The 19,883-nt window shown below is 69.0% G+C and carries 15 protein-coding genes and 2 tRNA genes; 2 read left to right on the forward strand and 15 right to left on the reverse strand.

Annotation, left to right across the window (positions count from 1 at the left end):
- Positions 1-162: 162 nt before the first annotated feature.
- The 8 genes from AB0C96_RS01810 to AB0C96_RS01845 all read right to left on the reverse strand — a co-directional run bounded on the left by AB0C96_RS01810 (position 163) and on the right by AB0C96_RS01845 (position 8,123).
- The gene (locus AB0C96_RS01810; RefSeq protein ID WP_362912603.1) at positions 163-354 is read right to left on the reverse strand and encodes a linaridin family RiPP; all 192 of its coding nucleotides are present in this window, start codon (positions 352-354) and stop codon (positions 163-165) included.
- Between the two features lie 136 nt (positions 355-490).
- Positions 491-1,087, reverse strand: a complete 597-nt coding sequence (locus AB0C96_RS01815) for a hypothetical protein (RefSeq protein ID WP_362912605.1) — start codon at positions 1,085-1,087, stop codon at positions 491-493.
- Positions 1,084-2,010: an alpha/beta hydrolase gene (locus AB0C96_RS01820; RefSeq protein WP_362912607.1), complete on the reverse strand. Its 927-nt coding sequence runs from the start codon at positions 2,008-2,010 to the stop codon at positions 1,084-1,086. The genes AB0C96_RS01815 and AB0C96_RS01820 overlap by 4 nt, the downstream gene beginning before the upstream one ends.
- A 198-nt stretch (positions 2,011-2,208) precedes the next feature.
- Positions 2,209-2,679 carry a transposase gene (locus tag AB0C96_RS01825; protein ID WP_362912609.1) on the reverse strand — a complete coding sequence of 157 codons (471 nt, stop codon included), beginning with the start codon at positions 2,677-2,679 and terminating at the stop codon, positions 2,209-2,211.
- Positions 2,600-3,358: a methyltransferase domain-containing protein gene (locus AB0C96_RS01830; protein ID WP_362912611.1), complete on the reverse strand. Its 759-nt coding sequence runs from the start codon at positions 3,356-3,358 to the stop codon at positions 2,600-2,602. Before AB0C96_RS01830 ends, AB0C96_RS01825 begins: the two co-directional genes overlap by 80 nt.
- A gap of 463 nt (positions 3,359-3,821) precedes the next feature.
- The gene (locus AB0C96_RS01835) at positions 3,822-5,306 is read right to left on the reverse strand and encodes an NAD(P)/FAD-dependent oxidoreductase (RefSeq protein WP_362912613.1); all 1,485 of its coding nucleotides are present in this window, start codon (positions 5,304-5,306) and stop codon (positions 3,822-3,824) included.
- On the reverse strand, positions 5,303-7,237 hold the full coding sequence (locus AB0C96_RS01840) for an ABC transporter ATP-binding protein (protein WP_362912614.1): 1,935 nt from the start codon (positions 7,235-7,237) through the stop codon (positions 5,303-5,305). Before AB0C96_RS01840 ends, AB0C96_RS01835 begins: the two co-directional genes overlap by 4 nt.
- Before the next feature lie 813 nt (positions 7,238-8,050).
- Positions 8,051-8,123 (reverse strand) — tRNA-Ala (locus AB0C96_RS01845).
- A 127-nt stretch (positions 8,124-8,250) separates the two neighbouring features.
- On the opposite strand from AB0C96_RS01845, the gene AB0C96_RS01850 reads away from it, so the two are divergent.
- On the forward strand, positions 8,251-8,799 hold the full coding sequence (locus tag AB0C96_RS01850; RefSeq protein ID WP_362912616.1) for a DNA-binding protein: 549 nt from the start codon (positions 8,251-8,253) through the stop codon (positions 8,797-8,799).
- A 54-nt stretch (positions 8,800-8,853) separates the two neighbouring features.
- Positions 8,854-10,227: a serine/threonine-protein kinase gene (locus AB0C96_RS01855; RefSeq protein WP_362912618.1), complete on the forward strand. Its 1,374-nt coding sequence runs from the start codon at positions 8,854-8,856 to the stop codon at positions 10,225-10,227.
- Positions 10,228-10,240: 13 nt separating this feature from the next.
- On the opposite strand, the gene AB0C96_RS01860 is transcribed toward AB0C96_RS01855, so the two are convergent.
- The 7 genes from AB0C96_RS01860 to gyrB form a co-directional block, all read right to left on the reverse strand.
- Complete coding sequence (locus AB0C96_RS01860) at positions 10,241-11,674, reverse strand: hypothetical protein (protein WP_362912620.1); 1,434 nt, start codon at positions 11,672-11,674, stop codon at positions 10,241-10,243.
- A gap of 53 nt (positions 11,675-11,727) precedes the next feature.
- Entirely contained in the window at positions 11,728-13,656 is a 1,929-nt protein-coding gene (locus tag AB0C96_RS01865; RefSeq protein WP_362912622.1) for a VWA domain-containing protein, read from the reverse strand.
- 244 nt (positions 13,657-13,900) lie between these two features.
- Positions 13,901-14,035 carry a DLW-39 family protein gene (locus tag AB0C96_RS01870; protein ID WP_003958712.1) on the reverse strand — a complete coding sequence of 45 codons (135 nt, stop codon included), beginning with the start codon at positions 14,033-14,035 and terminating at the stop codon, positions 13,901-13,903.
- Positions 14,036-14,224: 189 nt separating this feature from the next.
- A tRNA-Ile gene (locus AB0C96_RS01875) sits at positions 14,225-14,298 on the reverse strand.
- Between the two features lie 88 nt (positions 14,299-14,386).
- A complete protein-coding gene (locus AB0C96_RS01880; RefSeq protein WP_362912624.1) occupies positions 14,387-15,082 on the reverse strand; it encodes a DUF3566 domain-containing protein in 696 nt (231 codons plus the stop codon).
- Between the two features lie 15 nt (positions 15,083-15,097).
- Positions 15,098-17,698 carry a DNA gyrase subunit A gene (gene gyrA / locus AB0C96_RS01885; protein WP_362912626.1) on the reverse strand — a complete coding sequence of 867 codons (2,601 nt, stop codon included), beginning with the start codon at positions 17,696-17,698 and terminating at the stop codon, positions 15,098-15,100.
- A gap of 50 nt (positions 17,699-17,748) precedes the next feature.
- The gene (gyrB, locus tag AB0C96_RS01890) at positions 17,749-19,806 is read right to left on the reverse strand and encodes a DNA topoisomerase (ATP-hydrolyzing) subunit B (RefSeq protein WP_362912628.1); all 2,058 of its coding nucleotides are present in this window, start codon (positions 19,804-19,806) and stop codon (positions 17,749-17,751) included.
- Between the last annotated feature and the right edge of the window lie 77 nt (positions 19,807-19,883).

A 19,883-nucleotide genomic window follows, 5' to 3' on the forward strand; every position in this document is an offset into this window, starting at 1 on the left:
GGAGCGCTGAGGAACTTCATGGATGAGTGCCCCCTGTGAGTCGAATCCATATGCGTACGGTGGGTATGAGAAGGCGGGGGCACGGTACGCGTACCGGGCATACCGTGCCCCCGCCCTCTTTAGATCATCAGTGGTGCTTCAGATCTGTGATGGTGCTTCAGATCAGTGGTGGACGACGTGCTTGGTGGCAGCGTCCAGCGCCACGGCCGTCGCCGAGGTGGCCGCGAAGCCAATCGGGGTGGCCTCCGGGGTCGCCAGGGCGGCGAGCGGGGTGATCATGGTCGGGGTCGAGTCCGAACCGATGCGGCCCGGCTGCACGTCGACCAGCTCGGTGTTGGCGAATTCAGCCATCATCGACATTTCGCTCCTCATTTCTCTCGGAATTCTCACAGTGAGCTCTCCAGCCATTCGGCGGGAGGGCACGGACTCACGCGGCGCTGGGACTGCCGAGTGAGTTCGCGGCTTCCAGCCGAGAGGATCACTGAGCCCGTCAGGCTGCTATGCGGATCTCAGGGCTCGTCGCCGGACGGGCCGTGCCGTCGTTCTCCAGCGGGATTTCCCTGGAGACGAAGAACGGCTCGATACGCCGGTCCTCCGGGTCGACGAGGAACGAGTTCATCAGCAGGAACTGCGTGTGCGTGGCGCCTTCGGTGTGCGCCAGATGGAGCTGTATGTAACGCGACAACAGCCGGTAACCAGGCGAGACCACCACCGGATCCAGGGCCGATCCGTAGGCCGAGGTCATGCTGCGAATGCCCTGGGCCGCGTCGAACAGGGCCTTGGGGGACCGGTTGCGGGCGTTCCAGGCCAGGGCGTACCAGGGCCGGTCCCGGGTGATCGGGATCTCCTGCCACTCACCGGGCTCGCCGTCGACGAGGTCCCGGTAGAGCAGATGGCTGTCCTTGACACCGGGGTTCGGGCCGAAGAAGCGCCAGTTCGGGGTGGGGATCTGGAGCTTCCCGAACTTCAGGAGGTCGTCGAAGCGCGTCTCGGGCAGCTGTCCGGCGGCCGTCGCGACGAGCCAGGTGGCGAGTGACGCCGTGACGGCGACCGTCTTGACGCGTTCCGTATCCATTTTCACGATCACGCCAGCTCCTTTTCCCGGTTCTCGGCGCCCCCGGCGGCCGGACCGTCCTCGGCGGACTTCCGGCGGACCTTGGCGGACTGCCCCCGTTCCGAGCCGGACTGCTCGGTCGGCGGTTCGCCGGCGATGACCTCCGCCACCTGTGCGGCGTGCGCCTGGATGGAGAGCAGCGACTCGTGGTCGGAGCCGTCGACGATGTGGTGCCGGGACCTCTTCGACAGGGTGGCCAGCTTGGCCTGGACCGCGTGGTGCGCGGCGTTGTCCCCGTGGTTGCTCTCCGCGGTGACCACGGTCAGCGGGCAGTCCAGGACGGTCAGTTCGGGGTAGGTCATCGCGTCCCGGTACTCCTGGAACGCCGTGACCCAGCTGCGGGCGTGCGCCAGGAACGCCGCATGGCTCCGGTTGATCTCCGGGCGGTAGGTCTTGTGCCGGTTGTGTGCGGGCCGGAAGGCCGACAGGCCTGCCACCGCGTACACCCGCTCCATGAGCATCGACTGCGTGGACCAGCGGTCGAGCTCACTGCGGCGGGAGGCCCGCAGATGGGCCACATCGGTGGCGTCGATCATGTACACCGCGGTGACGCCCTCGGCCGCACCGGGATGGAGCGACGCGTAGGCGCCCACCAGGTACCCACCGAGGGAGTGCCCGGCCAGTACCAGCGGCAGATCGGCGGTGTAGGTCTCGCGCAGCTCCTGCAACAGCGCGAAGTGCCGCTCCAGACCGTACTGCCGCGTCGGTGTGCTGAGTCCGTAGCCGGGACGGTTGAACCGCACATATCCCATGTCCGCGGGAAGTGCGTCGCAGATCCAGTCCCAGTATTCGTGGGGCATGCCGAGCCCGTTGTCGAACAGGACGGCGCGCCGGGCGTTAGGGGGAATATGGACGTCGACCTCGATGAGAGTGCCATCGGGCCTCTCATGCATCATGTATCGACGCGCGCGGTCGCGTTTACCTGTGAATCGCATTGCCGCGCCGGCTACCACGCTCGCACCGGCCAAACCAGCGAGACCCACGGCAAACTGGCGTTCCAAAGACGCCATACTGCCCGCCATACTGCCTCCCCCCGTGATTTCAGTGGCTGTTGGCTGAAAACCTAACACCCGGCGCCCGTATAAAGTAATGAGTTAATTGACTCTTCGGGCCAGGCGGGTCTTCCCGTGAGGTTGCTGCGGTACTCGGCCGGTTGCACTCCGTCCATATTTCCGGAGTTCCATGTACAGCTCGCCAATTGTGGCCTTCAGCATGGCGTTTTCTTGGGTCAGTTCAGCAATCCGGGACGCCTCCTCGGAGTCCCTTCCGCTCTCGCCGGCCAGGCCGCTACGAGCCCCCTCAATAAATTGTCGACGCCAGTTCGATACGGATTGCTCGGAGACTCCGGCTTCCCGCGCGGCCTCGGCCGCGGTGAGTTGGCCACTCATCACTCTCACCAGGAGACCGAGTTTCTTGTCTGCCGGCAATATCGGCGGTCGTCCCACGTGCGACCCCCTTCTGTGATCCGCGTTCCTGTGTGCGCTCTCAGGCCTTGACGTAGCAACAGACGAACATGGGCGACTGTTCGTTATAGGGGGTGCCGTCCCAGCGCGACAGATGGGCATCGGGCTCCAGCCCGGCCGCGCGCGCGTAGTCGTCGATGTCTTCCGGGGTGGTCAGCCGGGTGAGTTCGCTCCCCACCCTGGTGGTGCCGTCGGCCTGGTACAGGATGTGCGAGGTGTGCCACAGGTCGCCGTCGAGCAGCGTGGAATGGGTCTGCACACCCGTGCCGGGCTCCGGGTAGGGGACGAAGTACGTGGTGCGCTTTTGCCCCTCGTGAAGTTCCAGGATCGGCGGCTTGTTGTGCGTCTCGATCACCAGCCGGCCGCCGGGGGCGAGCAGGTCGGCCGCGCGCTGGACGGCCTGCTGCTGGTCCTCGCGGGTGTGCAGGAGCGACAGGGTCGCGCAGACGCAGTACACCAGCCCGTAGCGGGAATCCGAGGTGTAGGTGCGGATGTCCCCGTGGACGGGGGTGACATCTCCGCGGTCCTTCAGTTTGACGCGCATCGCGTCCAGCATCTCCGGTGAGGAGTCCACACCGGTCACATGGCCGACACTCTCGGAAAGCGGGATAGCGATCCGCCCCGTGCCGACACCGAGCTCAATGGTTCCCGCCTCAGGAGCGGGATGGAGGGCGAGCAACCCCTTGACTGCGTCCTCGGTGATCCTGTCATCCGGTATCAGCCGGTCGTACCAGCCCTCGAACTGCCGCCCATAGCCGATGTCCTCAACCCCGTTAGTCACCGAACTCCCTCTCTTTGTTCCCCACAGTCGATCCCTAGGGGAACGTCGTGAAGCCGAAGAGCCGGAGCAAAGAAGGGCGTCGCACGCCAACAACTGCACCGTAGAACCGAGGTTCTGCGTGGTTGGTCAGACCAGCAGTTCCTGTCGATCCGGTGGTAACGCCTCAACGAAGTGTGGGGAACTTCAGGTTATGTCGTGTGAGTCCATCATATACACCGAGATGGACTCCAGTGAATATCTGCACCGCCACGAGGAAGCAAAGCTTCGGCGCGCCTGCTTGACGGTCCGACCCTAGCCCGGATTGGCGCGCCGCGTTCCCGCACTCGGCACCCAACGGCACAGTGCGGTACGGGCGTTGTGCACCCCGGGTTTCATCTTGCCTCGCCCGGTCCGCCGCGCACCACCCCGGGACATCCGAAGCGTTGGCCATTGGCCGACGACGGAACAGAAAGGCATGGCCGTCTTACCCGGAGTGTCCGCTCGCGAATGGTGCCGGCTTCGGACCCACGTCGGGTACGTCACATTTCCCGAAACAATGGCGCAGTGCGGAAACAGCGGCCAGATAACCGGACATGCCGTGCACACTGGGCCCCGGAGGGGTCGCCGAGGAGCACAGGAAGACTCCGGGCAGCGGGGTGCGGTAGGGATCGACGCGGGGGACGGGTCGCGCGATGCTCTGATACAGCGTCATCGCGCCGGAACCGATGTCCCCGCCCACGTAGTTGGGGTTGTACGTCTCGTAGGAGGCGGCCGGCACGGAGCGGTGGGCGATGATCGTGTCCCCGAACCCCGGGGCGTAGCGCTCGATGCGCGCGCGCACCAGGTCGTAGGGGTCGGTGGGATCGCCGTTCGGCACATGCGCGTACGCCCACACGGGGCGCTTCCCGGGCAGCGCACGTCCCGGATCGGTCACCGCGGGGTCCACGAGGAGGACGAACGGCTCCCTGGTCCGTATCCGACGTGCGTTCTTCGTCTCCTGGCGGACCATCTCGGCGTGTGTGCCGCCCAGATGCACCGTTCCGGCGCGGCCCACGGCGGGATCGGACCAGGGGATCGGCTCGGAGACCAGGAAGTCGACCTTGGCGGCGCCCGGACCGTAACGGAAGCGCTCCAGGCCGCGCGCGTAGGAGCGGGGCAGTCGGTCGCCCGCCAGGGCCAGGAAGCCCTTGGGGCTGGTGTCGAGCAACACCGCTCGCGCGCTGCGCAGTTGCTCCAGGTCGTCCACGGTGTGCCCGGTGTGGAAGACGCCGCCGTGCGCGGTGATGTCCTGGGCCATCGCCTCCGCGATACGGCCGCTGCCACCGCGCGGCAGCGGCCATCCCGTCCCGTGCGCAAGGTGGCCGAGCAGCATGGCCACCGCGCCGCCCGCGAAGCTCGGCAGCTTGCCGACCGCGTGCGCGGCGACACCGGTGAGCAGGGCCGCCGCCTCCTCGGTCTGGAAGCGTGCCGCCCCGAGCCCGGTGCCGTGGACCGCCACCCGACCGGCCAGCAGCAGGGCGGCGGCAGGGTCCCGCGGCAGACTGCGCTGCCCGGAGAGGATCAGCTCGACGACGGCCTCGCTGTGCTCCAGCAGCGGGCCCATCAGCCGCCGCCAGCGCGGACCGTCGGGGCCCAGGTGCTCGCAGGTGTCCGCCAGCGAGCGGTACGCCAGGGCGGCCCGGCCCCCGTCCAGCGGATGGGCGTAGCTGATCTCGGGGTGCAGCAGCTCGACCCCCCGGGCCTCCAGGTCGAACGCCCGGAAGAACGGGGAGGCGGCGGCCATGGGATGGACCGCGGAGCAGATGTCGTGCACGACGCCGGTGTCGAAGAGCGGCGCGGTGCGCAGCCCTCCGCCGATGGTCTCGGCCGCTTCGTAGAGCTCGACCCTCAGTCCGGCCCGGGCCAGGACCACGCCGGCCGCCAGGCCGTTGGGTCCGGTGCCGACGATGGCCACGTCGGTGGTGCTCACCACTGCTCCTCGATCCTGATGGGCCGAAGCCGCACCGTCTGCTCGTTGAGGCTGCCCCACTGGGGCCAGCCGAGCGCGGACGCCAGCGGACCCGCCTCCGGCTCCCCGCGCACCCAGTCGGTCGCCGTGGCGACCGCGACGGACCCGGCGTTCAGTTGGGAGCCCGCCAGCCGCCGGTACAGCTCGTCGTGCTCCATCAGGTCCCGGTGCACGCCGGTGGCCCGGACCCGGCCGTCCTCCAGCACCACGATCTTCTCGGCGTCGACCACCGTGGAGATGCGGTGGGCGATGGCGACGACCGCGCACTGCCGGGAGATCCGGTGCACCACGTCACGGAAGTCCCGCTCCGAGTCGGAGTCCAGGTTGGAGGTGGCCTCGTCCAGCAGCATCACCGCGGGCTTCTGGAGCAGCGTGCGGGCGATGCACAGGCGCTGGCGCTGTCCGCCGGACAACCCGCTGCCCTGGTCGCCGAGTTCGGTGTCGAGTCCGTGCGGGAGATTGGCGATCACCGAGGTGAGGCCGGCCATCTCCACCGCCTGCCAGATGTCGTCCTCGCTCGCGTGCGGATGGGCGTAGGTCAGGTTCTCCCGGACGGTGCCGCGCATGGTCGCGCTGTCCTGCTGGACGTAGCCGATCAGCCCGCGAACCGTGTCGAGCGGCAGCGTCTCGATGTTCTTCCCGCCGAGCAGGATGCGGCCGCCGTCCGCCGTGTAGAAGCGCTCGATCAGCTGGAACATGCTGGTCTTGCCCGCGCCCGAGGGCCCCACGACCGCCGTCAGCCCGCGCGCCGGCACGGTGAGCGAGACGCCGTGGAGCACCGGCGTCCGGTCCTCCTCCTCGCCCCGCCGGTACCCGAACCGCACGTCGTGGAACTCGACCGCCGGCAGGTGCGGGGCGATCGGCCCGAGAGGCATGGAACTCCGTGCGGGCTCCGCCCCGTTGCACTCCTGGGGCATACGGGCGAGTTCGTCGACCCGCTGGATGGCGGCCCGGCCCTGGATGAACTGGCCTATGCCCATGAAGAACGTCACCAGCGGCGACACCAGCTGGAACAGGTACATGATGAACGTGGTCAGGTCGGCCATCTTCATCTCGCCGCGGGCAACCCACGCCATTCCGGCCCCCACGACGACGGCCAGCGCGCCCTGCGTACCGACGTTCATGGACGGCATGAACAGGGCGTTGTAGCCGTTGACCCGGATACCCGAACGCCGCGCCCGCTCGGCCAACTTGCCGATGTGGACGGTCTCTCGGGACTCGGCGCGGGACGCCTTGACCGTGGGCAGCGCGGCGAGCACACGCTGTACGGCGGTGCCGAACTCGCCGGTGTCGTCCCGGTTCTGCACGGCCACCTGGCGCAGCTTGCGCGCGATGGAGAGCGAGATGAGGCTGGCGACTCCGAGGCAGCCGATGGTGATGAGCATCAGCCGCAGATCGATGAGGAACATCAGCACCACGCCGCCGATCACGGTGGCGCCGCTGACGATCAGCTGAGCGAGGCTCTGCGAGAGGGCGATCTTCACCAGGGAGGTGTCGGTGACCGTGCGGGTGAGGATGTCGCCCTGGGGCCGCTTCCCGAACGCGGTGAGGTCGGCGCGGAGCAGCCGCCCGGTCAGCAGCCGGCGGACGTCGTAGACGATGTTCTCCCCGGCCCGTCCGATGACGTATGCCTGGAGCGAGGAGAGGACCGCACCCGCGCAGAAGAGGCCGACGAGCCAGATGATGGGGGCGGTCAGCGCTTCGCCCTTGCCCGCCGCGTCGATCAGCTGTCCGATGGCCCATGGCTGGGTGAGTGAGGTACCCACCCCCAGCAGGCCCAGCAGCACGCCGGTGACCAGCAGCGAGGTGTGCTGCTTGGTGACGCTCGCGACCGACCCGGCGCCGTTTTGGATCCCCTCTCTCTGGCTCGCGCTGTGCGTGTGACGCGCCATGAGTGCTCCCCCCGTGGTGACGACGGTCACGACGAGTGCGCGCTCTCACGTGCGCAGTCCTGCCTTATGGGAACCGCCGTCAAGGTTGCGAAGCTAACACGCCGTCCGGCATAAAGTTACGAGTAAATTGATCCACCGCTCCGCCCTCTCGGGGCAATTGGCGGGCACACGCGGCCGGCATAAGTTAATTGATGCGGTCCTTACTTGCCGCATTCTCCGCGGGACGCCACGACCGTTCCCGGGACGCTCCCGTACGTGCCCGGACGCTCCCCGGACGTGCTCGGACGTGCCCGGGACGCGTCTCCACCGTGCCGGTGGGCGGCGGTGCCGGCGAGCGGCGTCATAACGGGCGAGAAATGCGCCGAACAATTGCCACAGACATTACTGCTCACTACCCACCGCGCATCTGCGATCACCGAAATGTAATGCAGTGCGATGTGGAGTGCCGTGTGCAATGCCGTGTGCAATGCCTCGACGGCAGCGGCTCTCCCCAGCGGCGGCGAGCGCGTGACGAGCGCGCCGGAATGCGACGCCGTGTGCCGTGTCTCTGCCCGACGGGCCGGCGGCGGTACGTGCGGACCGCAGCGCCGGGGCACCGGCTTCCCCGTCCGGCTTCTCCTGACGGGCGTCTCCCGACCGGCATCTCCCGACCGGCATCTCCCGACCGGCTTCTCCCGTGTCCCGTCTGCCGCCTCCCGGCAGGCGGTACGCCCCGGACCGTACGGTGGGACCCGGTTACCTCGGGACGGCCGCCGTAAACGCGAAAAGGCCCCCTGACCTGCGCATCCGCTGATCAGAGAGCCTTTTGAAGGGTGGAGCCTAGGGGAGTCGAACCCCTGACATCTGCCATGCAAAGACAGCGCTCTACCAACTGAGCTAAGGCCCCTTCGCGGACCAGGGTACCTGGTGTCCCACCGCTTTCCCGACCGGGTATCGCCGCATCCCGTCGCTCTCCGTAGGATGCTCCGCGTGATTCGCGGCAGCGAAGCGACCGGGGAGACTGGGGAGACGGCATGGACGCAGCACAGCAGGAAGCCACCGCGCGGGCCCGGGAGCTACAGCGCAGTTGGTACGGGGAGCCTCTGGGTGCGCTGTTCCGCCGTCTGATCGACGACCTCGGTCTCAACCAGGCCCGTCTCGCCGCCGTGCTCGGCCTGTCCGCCCCGATGCTCTCCCAGCTGATGAGCGGCCAGCGCGCGAAGATAGGCAACCCGGCCGTGGTGCAGCGGGTCCAGGCGCTGCAAGAGCTGGCCGGTCAGGTCTCGGACGGCAGCATCAGCGCCGCCGAGGCCACCGACCGCATGGAGGAGATCAAGAAGACGGCGGGCGGCTCGGTGCTCAACAACACCACGCAGCAGACCTCGTCGACGGGGGCGACCACGGTGCGGCGCGTGGTCCGTGAGATCCAGTCGCTGCTGCGATCGGTCTCCGACGCCGGGGACATCATCGATGCGGCGAACACCCTCGCCCCCACTCACCCCGAACTGGCAGAGTTCCTCCGGGTCTACGGCGCCGGCCGTACCGCGGACGCGGTCGCCCACTACGAGGCGCACCAGAACTAGCGCTACGGCCGGACCACTGGGGACGTTGCGAGTTCAGAAGGCGGACGAGGCGCAATGGGTGAGATCTTCGCCGGTCGTTACGAGCTGATCGACCCGATCGGGCGGGGCGGTGTGGGGGCCGTCTGGCGCGCCTGGGACCAGCGTCGCCGCCGCTATGTGGCGGCCAAGGTGTTGCAGCAGAGCGATGCGCACACTCTGCTGCGCTTCGTCCGCGAACAGGCCCTGCGGATCGACCACCCGCATGTGCTGGCCCCGGCGAGCTGGGCGGCCGACGACGACAAGGTGCTGTTCACCATGGATCTGGTGAACGGTGGCTCGCTGGCCCATCTGATAGGCGACTACGGCCCCCTGCCGCCCCGGTTCGTCTGCACGCTGCTGGACCAGCTGCTGGCGGGGCTGACCGCGGTGCACGCGGAGGGGGTGGTGCACCGCGACATCAAGCCGGCGAACATCCTGCTGGAGTCCACCGGCACCGGCCGGCCGCACCTGCGGCTGTCGGACTTCGGCATCGCGATGCGCAAGGGCGAGCCGCGGCTCACCGAGGCCAACTACGTGGTGGGGACGCCCGGTTACTTCGCTCCGGAGCAGATGCTCGGCGCCGAACCGGACTTTCCCGCGGACCTGTTCGCGGCCGGTCTGGTGGCGCTCTATCTGCTCACCGGCAACAAGCCGGACGGCGAGGCGTTGATCGGGCACTTCGCCGACCACGGCATCCCGAACGCGCCCGAGGGCGTGCCGGAGCCGCTGTGGCAGGTGTTGGCGTCCCTGGTGCACCCGAACCCGGACTGCCGGTTCAAGACGGCCACAGGGGCGCGCAAGGCGGTGCTGTCGGCGGTCGAGATGCTGCCCGACTCGACGATCGAAGAAGAGGTCGTCGAGGTCTTCGACCACATCGGCCCGCTGCCGGCCGGGTACGGACCGGACGGGCCGCTGACGGCCGTTGAGCCCGCCGAGCCTCCGACGTCCGGGACGGCGGCGGGCACCGGCCACGGCTCGATGTCGGACACCGGCAGCTTCCACCTCGCGCCTCCCGGACCGAACACCCCACCGACCCCGACGCCCACACCGACCCCCACGCCGACTCCCACGCCGACTCCCACGCCGCCCCCCGCACCGATGTCCGCACCGATGCCCGCACCGACGCCCCCGGTGACTCCCGCGCCGGTGCCGGGGCACACCCCGCCCCCTCCGCCGGTGCCCGCGTACGAGCCGACGGCCGCCGTCCGCCCCGAGACCTCCGCGACCCGCCCCTACACGGCGGGCCCGCACCCGGTCCCCGGACAGCCGCCGGTCGGTGTCCCGGCCCGGGCCGCCGCGCCGCCCGCCGCTTACCGGAAACCGGGACCGCCCCCGAAGGTCGCGGTCCCGGTGCTGATCGTGGCGCTGCTCTGTATCGCGGTCGGTGTCTGGGCGCTGCTCTGGGCCTGACGCTCCGCCGCTATCAGCCCCTAGGCGGTCCGAACTGCCGCTGCGGCGCGCCCTGTTGGCCCGATTGGGTCGGCTGGCCCGGTTGGGTCGGCTGGGTCGGTTGGGTCGGCTGGGTCGGCTGGGTCGGCAGCGCGGACGGGGTGCCCGGCCCGCTGGACGCGGCCGCCGCGGACCGCCGTGCCACCAGCGTCCACGCCCCCAGGCCGATCAGCAGCATCACGCCCGTGCCGATCCCGGCGTAGGCCACCGTCATCAGGGTGCCGCTCCGCTCCGCCTCCTGCGCGGTCTGGCCGTTGCGCGCCATCTCACGGTCCTCGGGCGTCACGGTGAAGGTGCCGGTCGGCTCGGCGTAGCCGGGGCCGGCCTTCGCCGCACCACGGACGTCGACCCGGAGGGTGAGTTCGGTGCCCTTGGGGAAGAACTGCGCCGCGTCGGGGTGCAGGCTGACCTCAAGGTAGTACCAGCCGGCGAACCGCATCGCGCCGACCGCGCCCGTCGGGTTGAAGCGGTTGCCGTAGTCGACGGGCGCGGTGAACTGCTGGGCGACGGCCTGCTTCCCGTCGTAGAAGACGAACCTGTCGTCGCCGACCGCGCCGCGGGCCGGGTTGTAGACGCCCAGCCCGAGCGCATCGGCGACGGCTCTCGACGAACCGGCCGCGCCCGAGGAGGAGTTCGGCAGCTCGGCGCTGAGGTTGAGTCGCTGGCCCCAGTCCACCGGGACGCGGTAGAAGCGGCTCTCGCCCGGCCTGATGCGGTCCTTCCACACGCCCGTGGCGACCGAACCCGCGTCATTGAAGCCGGTACCGCCCTTGGCGTTGCGCTTGGTGGTGTCCGTGGGCGGCGCGGGCGTTGCGGTGTTCCAGGTGCCCGCGCCCGGCTGGGCGGGGGTGTTGCCCTTGAGCGGGGGCTCGTCGAGGTAGTCCAGCTCGATCGGCCAGGTGTCGGGCCCGGACGTCACCGACCCTTCCCGTTCGACCACGACGTAGTACGGCCCGGCCTGCTGGCAGTCCGGACGGTCCGCGCCGATGCGCCGGGAGGCGTAGTCGGCGATCGGATACGCCATTCCGCCGCCGCTGAAGGTCGTCGTGGCGTCCGTGCTGCAGGTCCTGCCGTTGCTGTCCTGGACGCTGACGGTGAGCTTGTCCTTGTAGTCCTCGACCTTGGTGCCGGGCTGGGGCGCGGCGACGACCGAGAAGTACGCGCTGTGCCGGGCATCCAGGGTGACCGCATAGTGCTTCTGCTCACCGCGCTTGATGGCGTCGGTGTGCAACCCGGGCGAGAGCGGCGGCGCGTCCACCGTGCTGGGGCTGCCCTTGACCGGTGTGGCGCCGTTCGCCATCCGGTACCCGGGGACGCTGTCGGCCGAAGCCACGCCCACCGTCCCCGGCAGCACCGCCACCGCGGCGAGCACCGCCAGCACGGTGACCGCCCTGCGGCGGTGTTTCACGTGAAACACCGACCGAGGTTTCACGTGAAACACCGACCGAACCACCCTGCGCGTCACCACGAGCCACCCCTCATCGGATCCGCATTCCCTTCGGCAGCAGCCGGCTTCCGGCGGGCCCGTACGTAGGCCAGCCCCAGCCCGACCAGCAGCAGCACGCCCACACCGCCGACGGCCACCCCCGCCACACGTCCGGCGGACCATCCTCCCCCCTCGCCCTGCGCGCCGTCTGCCAAGGGCCCGGATGCGCCGTGCGGGGCGTCGGCCGTGACCGAGCTCGCCGCGGCCTCGGGGCCGGACCGCTCCTTGCCGAGCACCGCTACCCGCAGCACCACACCGATCCGCGGATTCTCCGCGATCTGGGCGGCCTTGGCGCCGAGCGTCACCGCGAGGTAGAAGTCGCCCTTCTCATGTACGGGAATGACGTTGGGGTGCGTCTCATAGCGGTTGGTCCAGGCGACCGGGACCGTTCCCATGCTGAGCGACGCCTGCCGCCCGTCGTAGGGGACCCGCGGGCTGAACAGCCCGGTGCCGTTGCCGACCGGCGTGCGGAACGGCGTATAGACCTGGGTGAGGCCGGAGGACACGGTGGCGCTGTGGCCCTTGACCGTCGGCTCGTTGGCGAACTCCACGTCGTAGCGCAGCTGCTGGCCCCAGCCGACCGGCACCTTGTACCAAAGGGTCTGCGCGGGCAGGATCTTGTCCCGCCAGACGCCCTGATGCAGCGTGCGGGCGTCGTTGAAGCCGGTGCCGCCGATGACGTCCTTGGGAGCGGTGGTGGGCAGGGAGGCGTCCTTGCCGCCCGCGCCGTACTCCGGCTGCGACTGCGCGGGGGTGACGCCCTTCTTCAGCGGCTGTTCCACGTGGAACGTGAGCTCCATCGGCCAGCGCGCGGCGTCCGAGCCACGGGCGGCCTTGCGCGTGACGACCAGCCAGTACCGGCCCGCCTTGTCGCAGGTGCCGGTGCCGCTCTGCGAGGGCACCCGACTGACACCCGAGGTGAGCGGTGTGGCGCCCTCCGACTGCCCGAACATCTCGGTGCTGGACTCGCAGGCGCTGTCCGTGCCGTAGGCGATCCGGGTGTTCAGCGTGTCGAGGAGTCCGACGGTCGCGCCGGACTGCGGCACCGCGGTCGCCGAGAAGTCGGCCGTCGAAGCCGCGTCCAGGTCGACGGCGTAGTAGCGCTCCTCGTTGGGCCCGATGGAGTCCAGGTACTGCCCGGGAGCGATGCCGGGCGCACCGCTCCTGGTGGCCGTGCCGCGGACCTGCTCGCCCTTGAACCGGTAGCCGTCCGCGGAGAGTTGGCCGGCCCGCTGGAGCTGGCGCGCGAGTGCCTTGGCGTCCGGTGCGTCGTAGTACCGGCCGTTGCCGGCCTTGGCGATGCACTCCAACTGGCTGCGCGCCTTGCCGGCCACCTGGAAGCCGACGGCGTCGATGTGCAGGCCGACGCCGGACGTGGCGAGTTGGGCGGCGACCTTGCACGGCGGCGGCGCCTGGCAGTTGTCCTCACCGTCGGAGATCAGCAGGATCGTGCGCTTGCCGATCGCTCCGCCGGTGGACCGGGGGAGGTCGTCGGCCGCCTTGCGCAGGGAGAGCCCGATGGGGGTGTCGCCCTTGGGCGTGACGCCGGCGACGGCGCGCTTGATGCCCGCCCGGTCGAGGGCGCCGACCGGCTGGGCGAGCCGGGTGTCGTCGCACCCCTTGCGCTTGTCGGCGCCGTAGACCCGCAGACCGGTCGGATAGCCGTCGGGCAGTGCATCGACGACCGTTCCCACGGCCTTGCGGGCGGACGCGATGCGCGTGCTGCCGGAGCCGTCGTCCCCGGCCATCGAACCGGAGGAGTCGAGGACCATCACCATGCCGGTGCCGCCGGCGGACGGAGCCCTGGTGGGTGTCGTCGCGGTGGCCTGAAACGGCGCGGCGGTCAGGGCCAGCAACAGCCCACCCAGCAACGCCACCGCCCCCCTGCGTCGTCGGTGTGCCATGCCTTCGATCCCCCTTGTGCCCAGCCGGTCACATCACAGACAGCAACTTTGCCACTGCAATCTATTGGTGTGCTATAGCAAACTCAAGGGGATCATCGTCACGGCCCCACAACGACAATCAGCCACCTCGGCCCGGCCATCGGCGCCTTCTCCGCCCGGCGCCCTGCCCGCCCCCAGACGCACGAAACCCCGACCGCCCAGGGGCAATCGGGGTCCGTACGAACCTGCTGTGCGTTTATGGGTCTCAGACACCCGAACCTGCGGGCACGGAGTCGGTCGCCTCCGTCCACAGATCCTGCTCGGCGCGATCCGCCTGGATCTGGCGGTACACGAGGAGCCCGCCGATGGCGGCCAGTGCGACCAGGAGAAGCTTCTTCACCGCGCGACCTCGTCTTTCGTTGACGTAGGGGACCTATGTCGGCCGATGATACACACCAGCCGATACCGATCAGTTACCTAGCCCGCGGTCGGCAACGCCTCGTCTGCCGCTCCCGCCACAAGCCAACTTCCGTGCCCGTACAACGAATCGGCCCGGCCGGGAAGTTCCCCGGCCGGGCCGATCGCGCGGTGCGGCTACCAGGACTTGAACCTGGGGCCTCTTCCTTATCAGGGAAGCGCTCTAACCGTCTGAGCTATAGCCGCTCGTTCGCTGCAACGAAAGATTAGCGCACTTCAGAGGCGTTCCCAAAATCGGTTCCCGGAGACCGGGGAACGCCCTCCCACCGGCGCCTCACTCGTCCTCGGCGAGAGTGAGTTCCACACCCCCGACGAGGCCCGACGACAGGTTGTAGATGAAGGCGCCGAGCGTGGCCAGCGCGGTCGCCAGCACCACGTCGATCACCGCGATGATCGACGTGAACAGCAGCACCCGCGGCAGCGACAGGAAGGACTGCAGGTCGAAGCCGCTGCCGTCACCGGAGCCGGTGGCCTCGCTGATCGTCCCGCCGACCGTGGAGAAGACGCCCATCGCGTTCATGACCATCCACAGCACCGCGACGGCCACGACCGTGCAGATGCCCAGCGCGATGGAGAGCAGGAAGCTGACCTTCATCACCGACCACGGATCGGCACGCGCCACCCGCAGTCGGGCCTTGCGCGTCCGCGGGGCCGTGCTGGCGCCCGTACGCGGCCTGCGGACCGCCTGTGCGCCGTTCTGCCCGGCGCCGGTGGAGTACGCCTGAGGCGGCTGGTAGGGCTGCTGCTGGGCGCCCTGCGGCGGCTGCTGCTCATCCTGCCCCCGGGGCTGCGGCTGCGGCTGTGGTTGACGGGTATCGGTCACGGGTCCCCCCTGGTGCGCGCCCTCGTCGTGGGGGCCGTTGTCGGAAATGGCAGAGCCACGGGCGCTGTCCGTCACGGTTGCGGGCCCGGACCGGGAGCCGTCACCGGCTCCTGGTCCACCCGCCGTAGCGCCCGTGGCTCCACTCACGACCTGCTCCTTGTGCTACTCCGCCGCGGGCTCGGTCCCCTCGGCCGCAGCGGTCTCGTCGGGCACATCGTCCCCGTCCACCTCTTCGGCCTCGCGACCCGCCTCGGCGTTCCGTGCGATGCCGACGACGGCGTCGCGCTTGCCCAGGTTGATCAGTTGGACGCCCATGGTGTCACGGCCGGTCTCCCGGACCTCATTGACCCGCGTACGGATCACGCCACCGCCGAGCGTGATGGCGAGGATCTCATCGTTCTCCTCGACGACCAAGGCGCCGACCAGCGAACCCCGGTCCTCGACGATCTTGGCGGCCTTGATGCCCAGGCCACCGCGGCCCTGGACACGGTACTCGTCGACCGCGGTGCGCTTGGCGTAGCCGCCGTCCGTGGCGGTGAAGACGTACGTGCCCGCGCGGACCACGTTCATCGAGAGCAGCTCGTCTCCCTCACGGAAGCTCATGCCCTTCACACCGGAGGTGGCCCGGCCCATCGGGCGCAGCGCCTCGTCCGACGCCGTGAAGCGGATCGACTGGGCCTTCCTGCTGATCAGCAGCAGGTCGTCGGTGTCCGACACCAGCTCGGCGCCGATCAGCTCGTCGTCCGTGCCGTCCTCCTGCTCACGCAGGTTGATCGCGATCACACCGCCGGAACGGGGCGAGTCGTAGTCCTTGAGCGGGGTCTTCTTCACCAGGCCGGCCTTGGTGGCGAGCACCAGGTACGGCGCCGCCTCGTAGTCGCGGATCGCCAGGATCTGGGCGATCTGCTCGTCCGGCTGGAAGGCGAGGAGGTTGGCCACGTGCTGGCCGCGCGCGTCGCGTCCCGCGTCGGGGAGTTCGTAGGCCTTGGCGCGGTAGACCCGGCCCTTGTTCGTGAAGAACAGCAGCCAGTGGTGGGTCGTGGAGACGAAGAAGTGGTCGACGATGTCGTCTTCCTTGAGCTTCGTGCCCCGTACGCCCTTGCCGCCGCGCTTCTGCGAGCGGTAGTCGTCGGTCTTGGTCCGCTTCACATAGCCGCCACGGGAGATCGTGACGACGATGTCCTCCTCGGCGATCAGGTCCTCGATGGACATGTCGCCCTCGAAGGGCACCAGCTTGGAGCGCCGGTCGTCGCCGAACTTCTCGACGATCGCGGCGAGTTCCTCGCTGATGATCTGGCGCTGCCGGTCCGGCGAGGCCAGGATCGCGTTGTACTCCTCGATCTTGCGCTGGAGCTCGTCGTGCTCGGCGGTGATCTTCTGGCGCTCCAGGGCGGCCAGCCGGCGCAGCTGCATCTCCAGGATCGCGTTCGCCTGGATCTCGTCGATCTCCAGCAGGCCCATCAGGCCCTCGCGCGCGATCTCGACCGTCTCACTGCGCCGGATCAGCGCGATGACCTCGTCGATGGCGTCCAGCGCCTTGAGCAGACCGCGCAGGATGTGCGCCCGCTCCTCGGCCTTGCGCAGCCGGAACTTCGTCCGGCGGACGATGACCTCGATCTGGTGCGTGACCCAGTTGCGGATGAACGCGTCCAGGGAGAGCGTGCGCGGCACGCCGTCCACCAGGGCGAGCATGTTCGCACCGAAGTTGGTCTGGAGATCGGTGTGCTTGTAGAGGTTGTTGAGGACGACCTTGGCGACCGCGTCCCGCTTGAGGACGATGACCAGGCGCTGGCCGGTGCGCGAGGAGGTCTCGTCGCGGACGTCCGCGATGCCGCCGATCTTGCCGTCCTTGACCAGGTCGGCGATCTTCTGCGCGAGGTTGTCCGGGTTGACCTGGTAGGGCAGCTCGGTGACCACCAGGCACTGGCGGTTCTGGATCTCCTCGACCTCGACCACCGCGCGCATCGTGATCGAGCCGCGGCCGGTGCGGTAGGCCTCCTCGATGCCCTTGCGGCCCACCACCAGCGCGCCGGTGGGGAAGTCCGGGCCCTTGATGCGCTCGATCAGCGCGTCCAGCAGCTCCTCGTGGGTGGCCTCCGGGTGATCCAGCGCCCACTGGGCACCGGCGGCGACCTCGCGCAGGTTGTGCGGCGGGATGTTGGTGGCCATACCGACCGCGATCCCGGCCGAGCCGTTGATCAGCAGGTTCGGGAAGCGCGACGGCAGCACCGTCGGCTCCTGGTTACGGCCGTCGTAGTTGTCCTGGAAGTCGACGGTCTCCTCGTCGATGTCCCGGAGCATCTCCATCGACAGCGGCGCCATCTTGCACTCGGTGTACCGCATGGCCGCGGCCGGGTCGTTGCCCGGGGAGCCGAAGTTGCCGTTGGAGTCGACCAGCGGCATCCGCATCGACCAGTGCTGCGCCAGTCGCACCAGCGCGTCGTAGATCGAGGAGTCGCCGTGCGGGTGGTACGTACCCATGACGTCGCCGACGACGCGGGCGCACTTGTAGAAGCCCTTCTCGGGGCGGTAGCCGCCGTCGTACATCGCGTACAGGACGCGGCGGTGGACGGGCTTGAGGCCGTCCCGGACATCCGGCAGCGCACGCGAGACGATGACGGACATCGCGTAGTCGAGGTAGGAGCGCTGCATCTCCGTTTCGAGCCCGACGGGCTCGACGCGCATCCCGACGCCTTCGATGGTGGCGGGCGCGCCCTCGGCGGTCACGCCGTCCGGGGTCACAGGGGGGTTCTCGTCGGCCATGGTGGTTCAAAGTCCTTTCGAGCTGCGGCGGTTGGAAGGGCCGACAGGGCTCAGATGTCGAGGAAGCGGACGTCCTTGGCGTTGCGCTGGATGAACGAGCGGCGTGCCTCGACGTCCTCACCCATCAGCACCGAGAACAGGTCGTCGGCGCGGGCCGCGTCGTCCAGCGAGACCTGGCCGAGGACGCGGTGGTCGATGTCCATGGTCGTCACCCGCAGCTCCTCGGCGTTCATCTCGCCGAGACCCTTGAACCGCTGGACCGAGTCGTCCTTGATCCGCTTGCCGTTCCGCTTGCCGAGCTCGATCAGCTGGTCCCGCTCCGGGTCGGAGTAGGCGTACTCGAAGTCGTCCCGACCCCACTTGATCTTGTACAGCGGCGGGCGGGAGAGGTAGACGTGGCCGGCCTCGACCAGCGGGCGCATGAAGCGGAAGAGGAACGTCAGCAGCAGGGTGTTGATGTGCTGCCCGTCGACATCGGCGTCCGCCATCAAGATGATCTTGTGGTACCGGAGCTTGGTGATGTCGAAGTCCTCGTGCACGCCCGTGCCGAACGCCGAGATCAGCGCCTGGACCTCGTTGTTCTGGAGGATCTTGTCGACCCGGGCCTTCTCGACGTTGAGGATCTTGCCTCGGATCGGCAGGATCGCCTGGTACTCCGGGTTCCGGCCGGACTTGGCCGAGCCACCGGCGGAGTCACCCTCGACGATGAAGATCTCGCACTTGGTCGGGTCGTTGGACTGGCAGTCGCTCAGCTTGCCCGGCAGCGACGCGGTCTCCAGCAGGCCCTTGCGGCGGGTCAGGTCGCGCGCCTTGCGAGCGGCCACGCGGGCGGTCGCCGCCTGGATGCCCTTGCGGATGATGTCCGCGGCCTCGTTGGGGTTGCGGTCCAGCCAGTCGTTGAGGTGCTCGTGGACCACCTTCTGGACGAAGGTCTTCACCTCGGTGTTGCCGAGCTTGGTCTTGGTCTGGCCCTCGAACTGCGGCTCGGCGAGCTTGACCGAGATGATCGCCGTCAGACCCTCGCGGATGTCCTCGCCCGTGAGGTTGTCGTCCTTCTCGCGGAGCAGCTTCTTGTCGCGCGCGTAGCGGTTGATCAGGCCGGTCAGCGCGGCGCGGAAGCCCTCTTCGTGGGTACCGCCCTCATGGGTGTGGATGATGTTCGCGAAGCTGTAGACACCCTCGCTGTACTGGGTGTTCCACTGCATCGCGAGGTCGACGGAGAGGTTCCGCTCCTTGTCCTCGGCCTCCACCGAGACCACCGTCGGATGCACCAGCTCGCCCTTGCGCGAGTTGAGGTACTTCACGAAGTCGACGATGCCGCCCTCGTAGTGGTACCGCACCGACAGCGGCTTGCCGTCCTCGTCCACGTGGTCCGGGCGCTCGTCCTTGAGCGAGATGGTCAGCCCCTTGTTGAGGAACGCCATCTCCTGGAAGCGCCGGGACAGCGTCTCGAAGCTGTAGGTCGTGGTCTCGAAGATCTCGCCGTCGGCCCAGAAGGTGACCGAGGTGCCGTGCTCGTCGGTCGCCTCGTGCTGGGCCAGCGGGGCGGTGGGCACGCCCTGCTTGTACTCCTGGGTCCAGCGGTAGCCGTCCGTGCAGATCTCGACCGCGACGCGGGTCGACAGGGCGTTCACCACGGACACGCCCACGCCGTGCAGACCACCGGAGACCGCGTAGCCGCCGCCGCCGAACTTGCCGCCGGCGTGCAGGACGGTCAGCACGACCTCGACGGCCGGCTTGTTCTCGGACGGCACGATGCCGACAGGGATGCCGCGGCCGTTGTCGTCGACCCGCACGCCGCCGTCGGGCAGGATCGTCACTTCGATGGTGTCGGCGTAGCCGGCCAGCGCCTCGTCGACCGAGTTGTCGACGACCTCCTGCACGAGGTGGTGCAGGCCGCGCTCGCCCGTCGAGCCGATGTACATGCCGGGCCGCTTGCGCACCGCGTCCAGGCCCTCAAGGACGGTGATCGCGCTGGCGTCGTACGACTTCTCCTCCGAGGAGTCGCCCATGGCGCCGGCCGCAACCCCCTCGTCTTCGATAGAAGCTGTGTTGTTCTCGTTGAGGTCGCCGGAGTCGGCCACGAAGCGCCCTTTCTGGCACAGCACGAGCCAATCCGCACCTGCTGCGATCTCCCCGCGAAGGACAGGTGGGAGCGGCTCGTCGTTCGACTTGTTCCGCGAGT

The sequence above is a fragment of the Streptomyces sp. NPDC048506 genome, from assembly GCF_040651315.1.
In the GTDB taxonomy this organism is placed as follows: Bacteria; Actinomycetota; Actinomycetes; order Streptomycetales; family Streptomycetaceae; genus Streptomyces.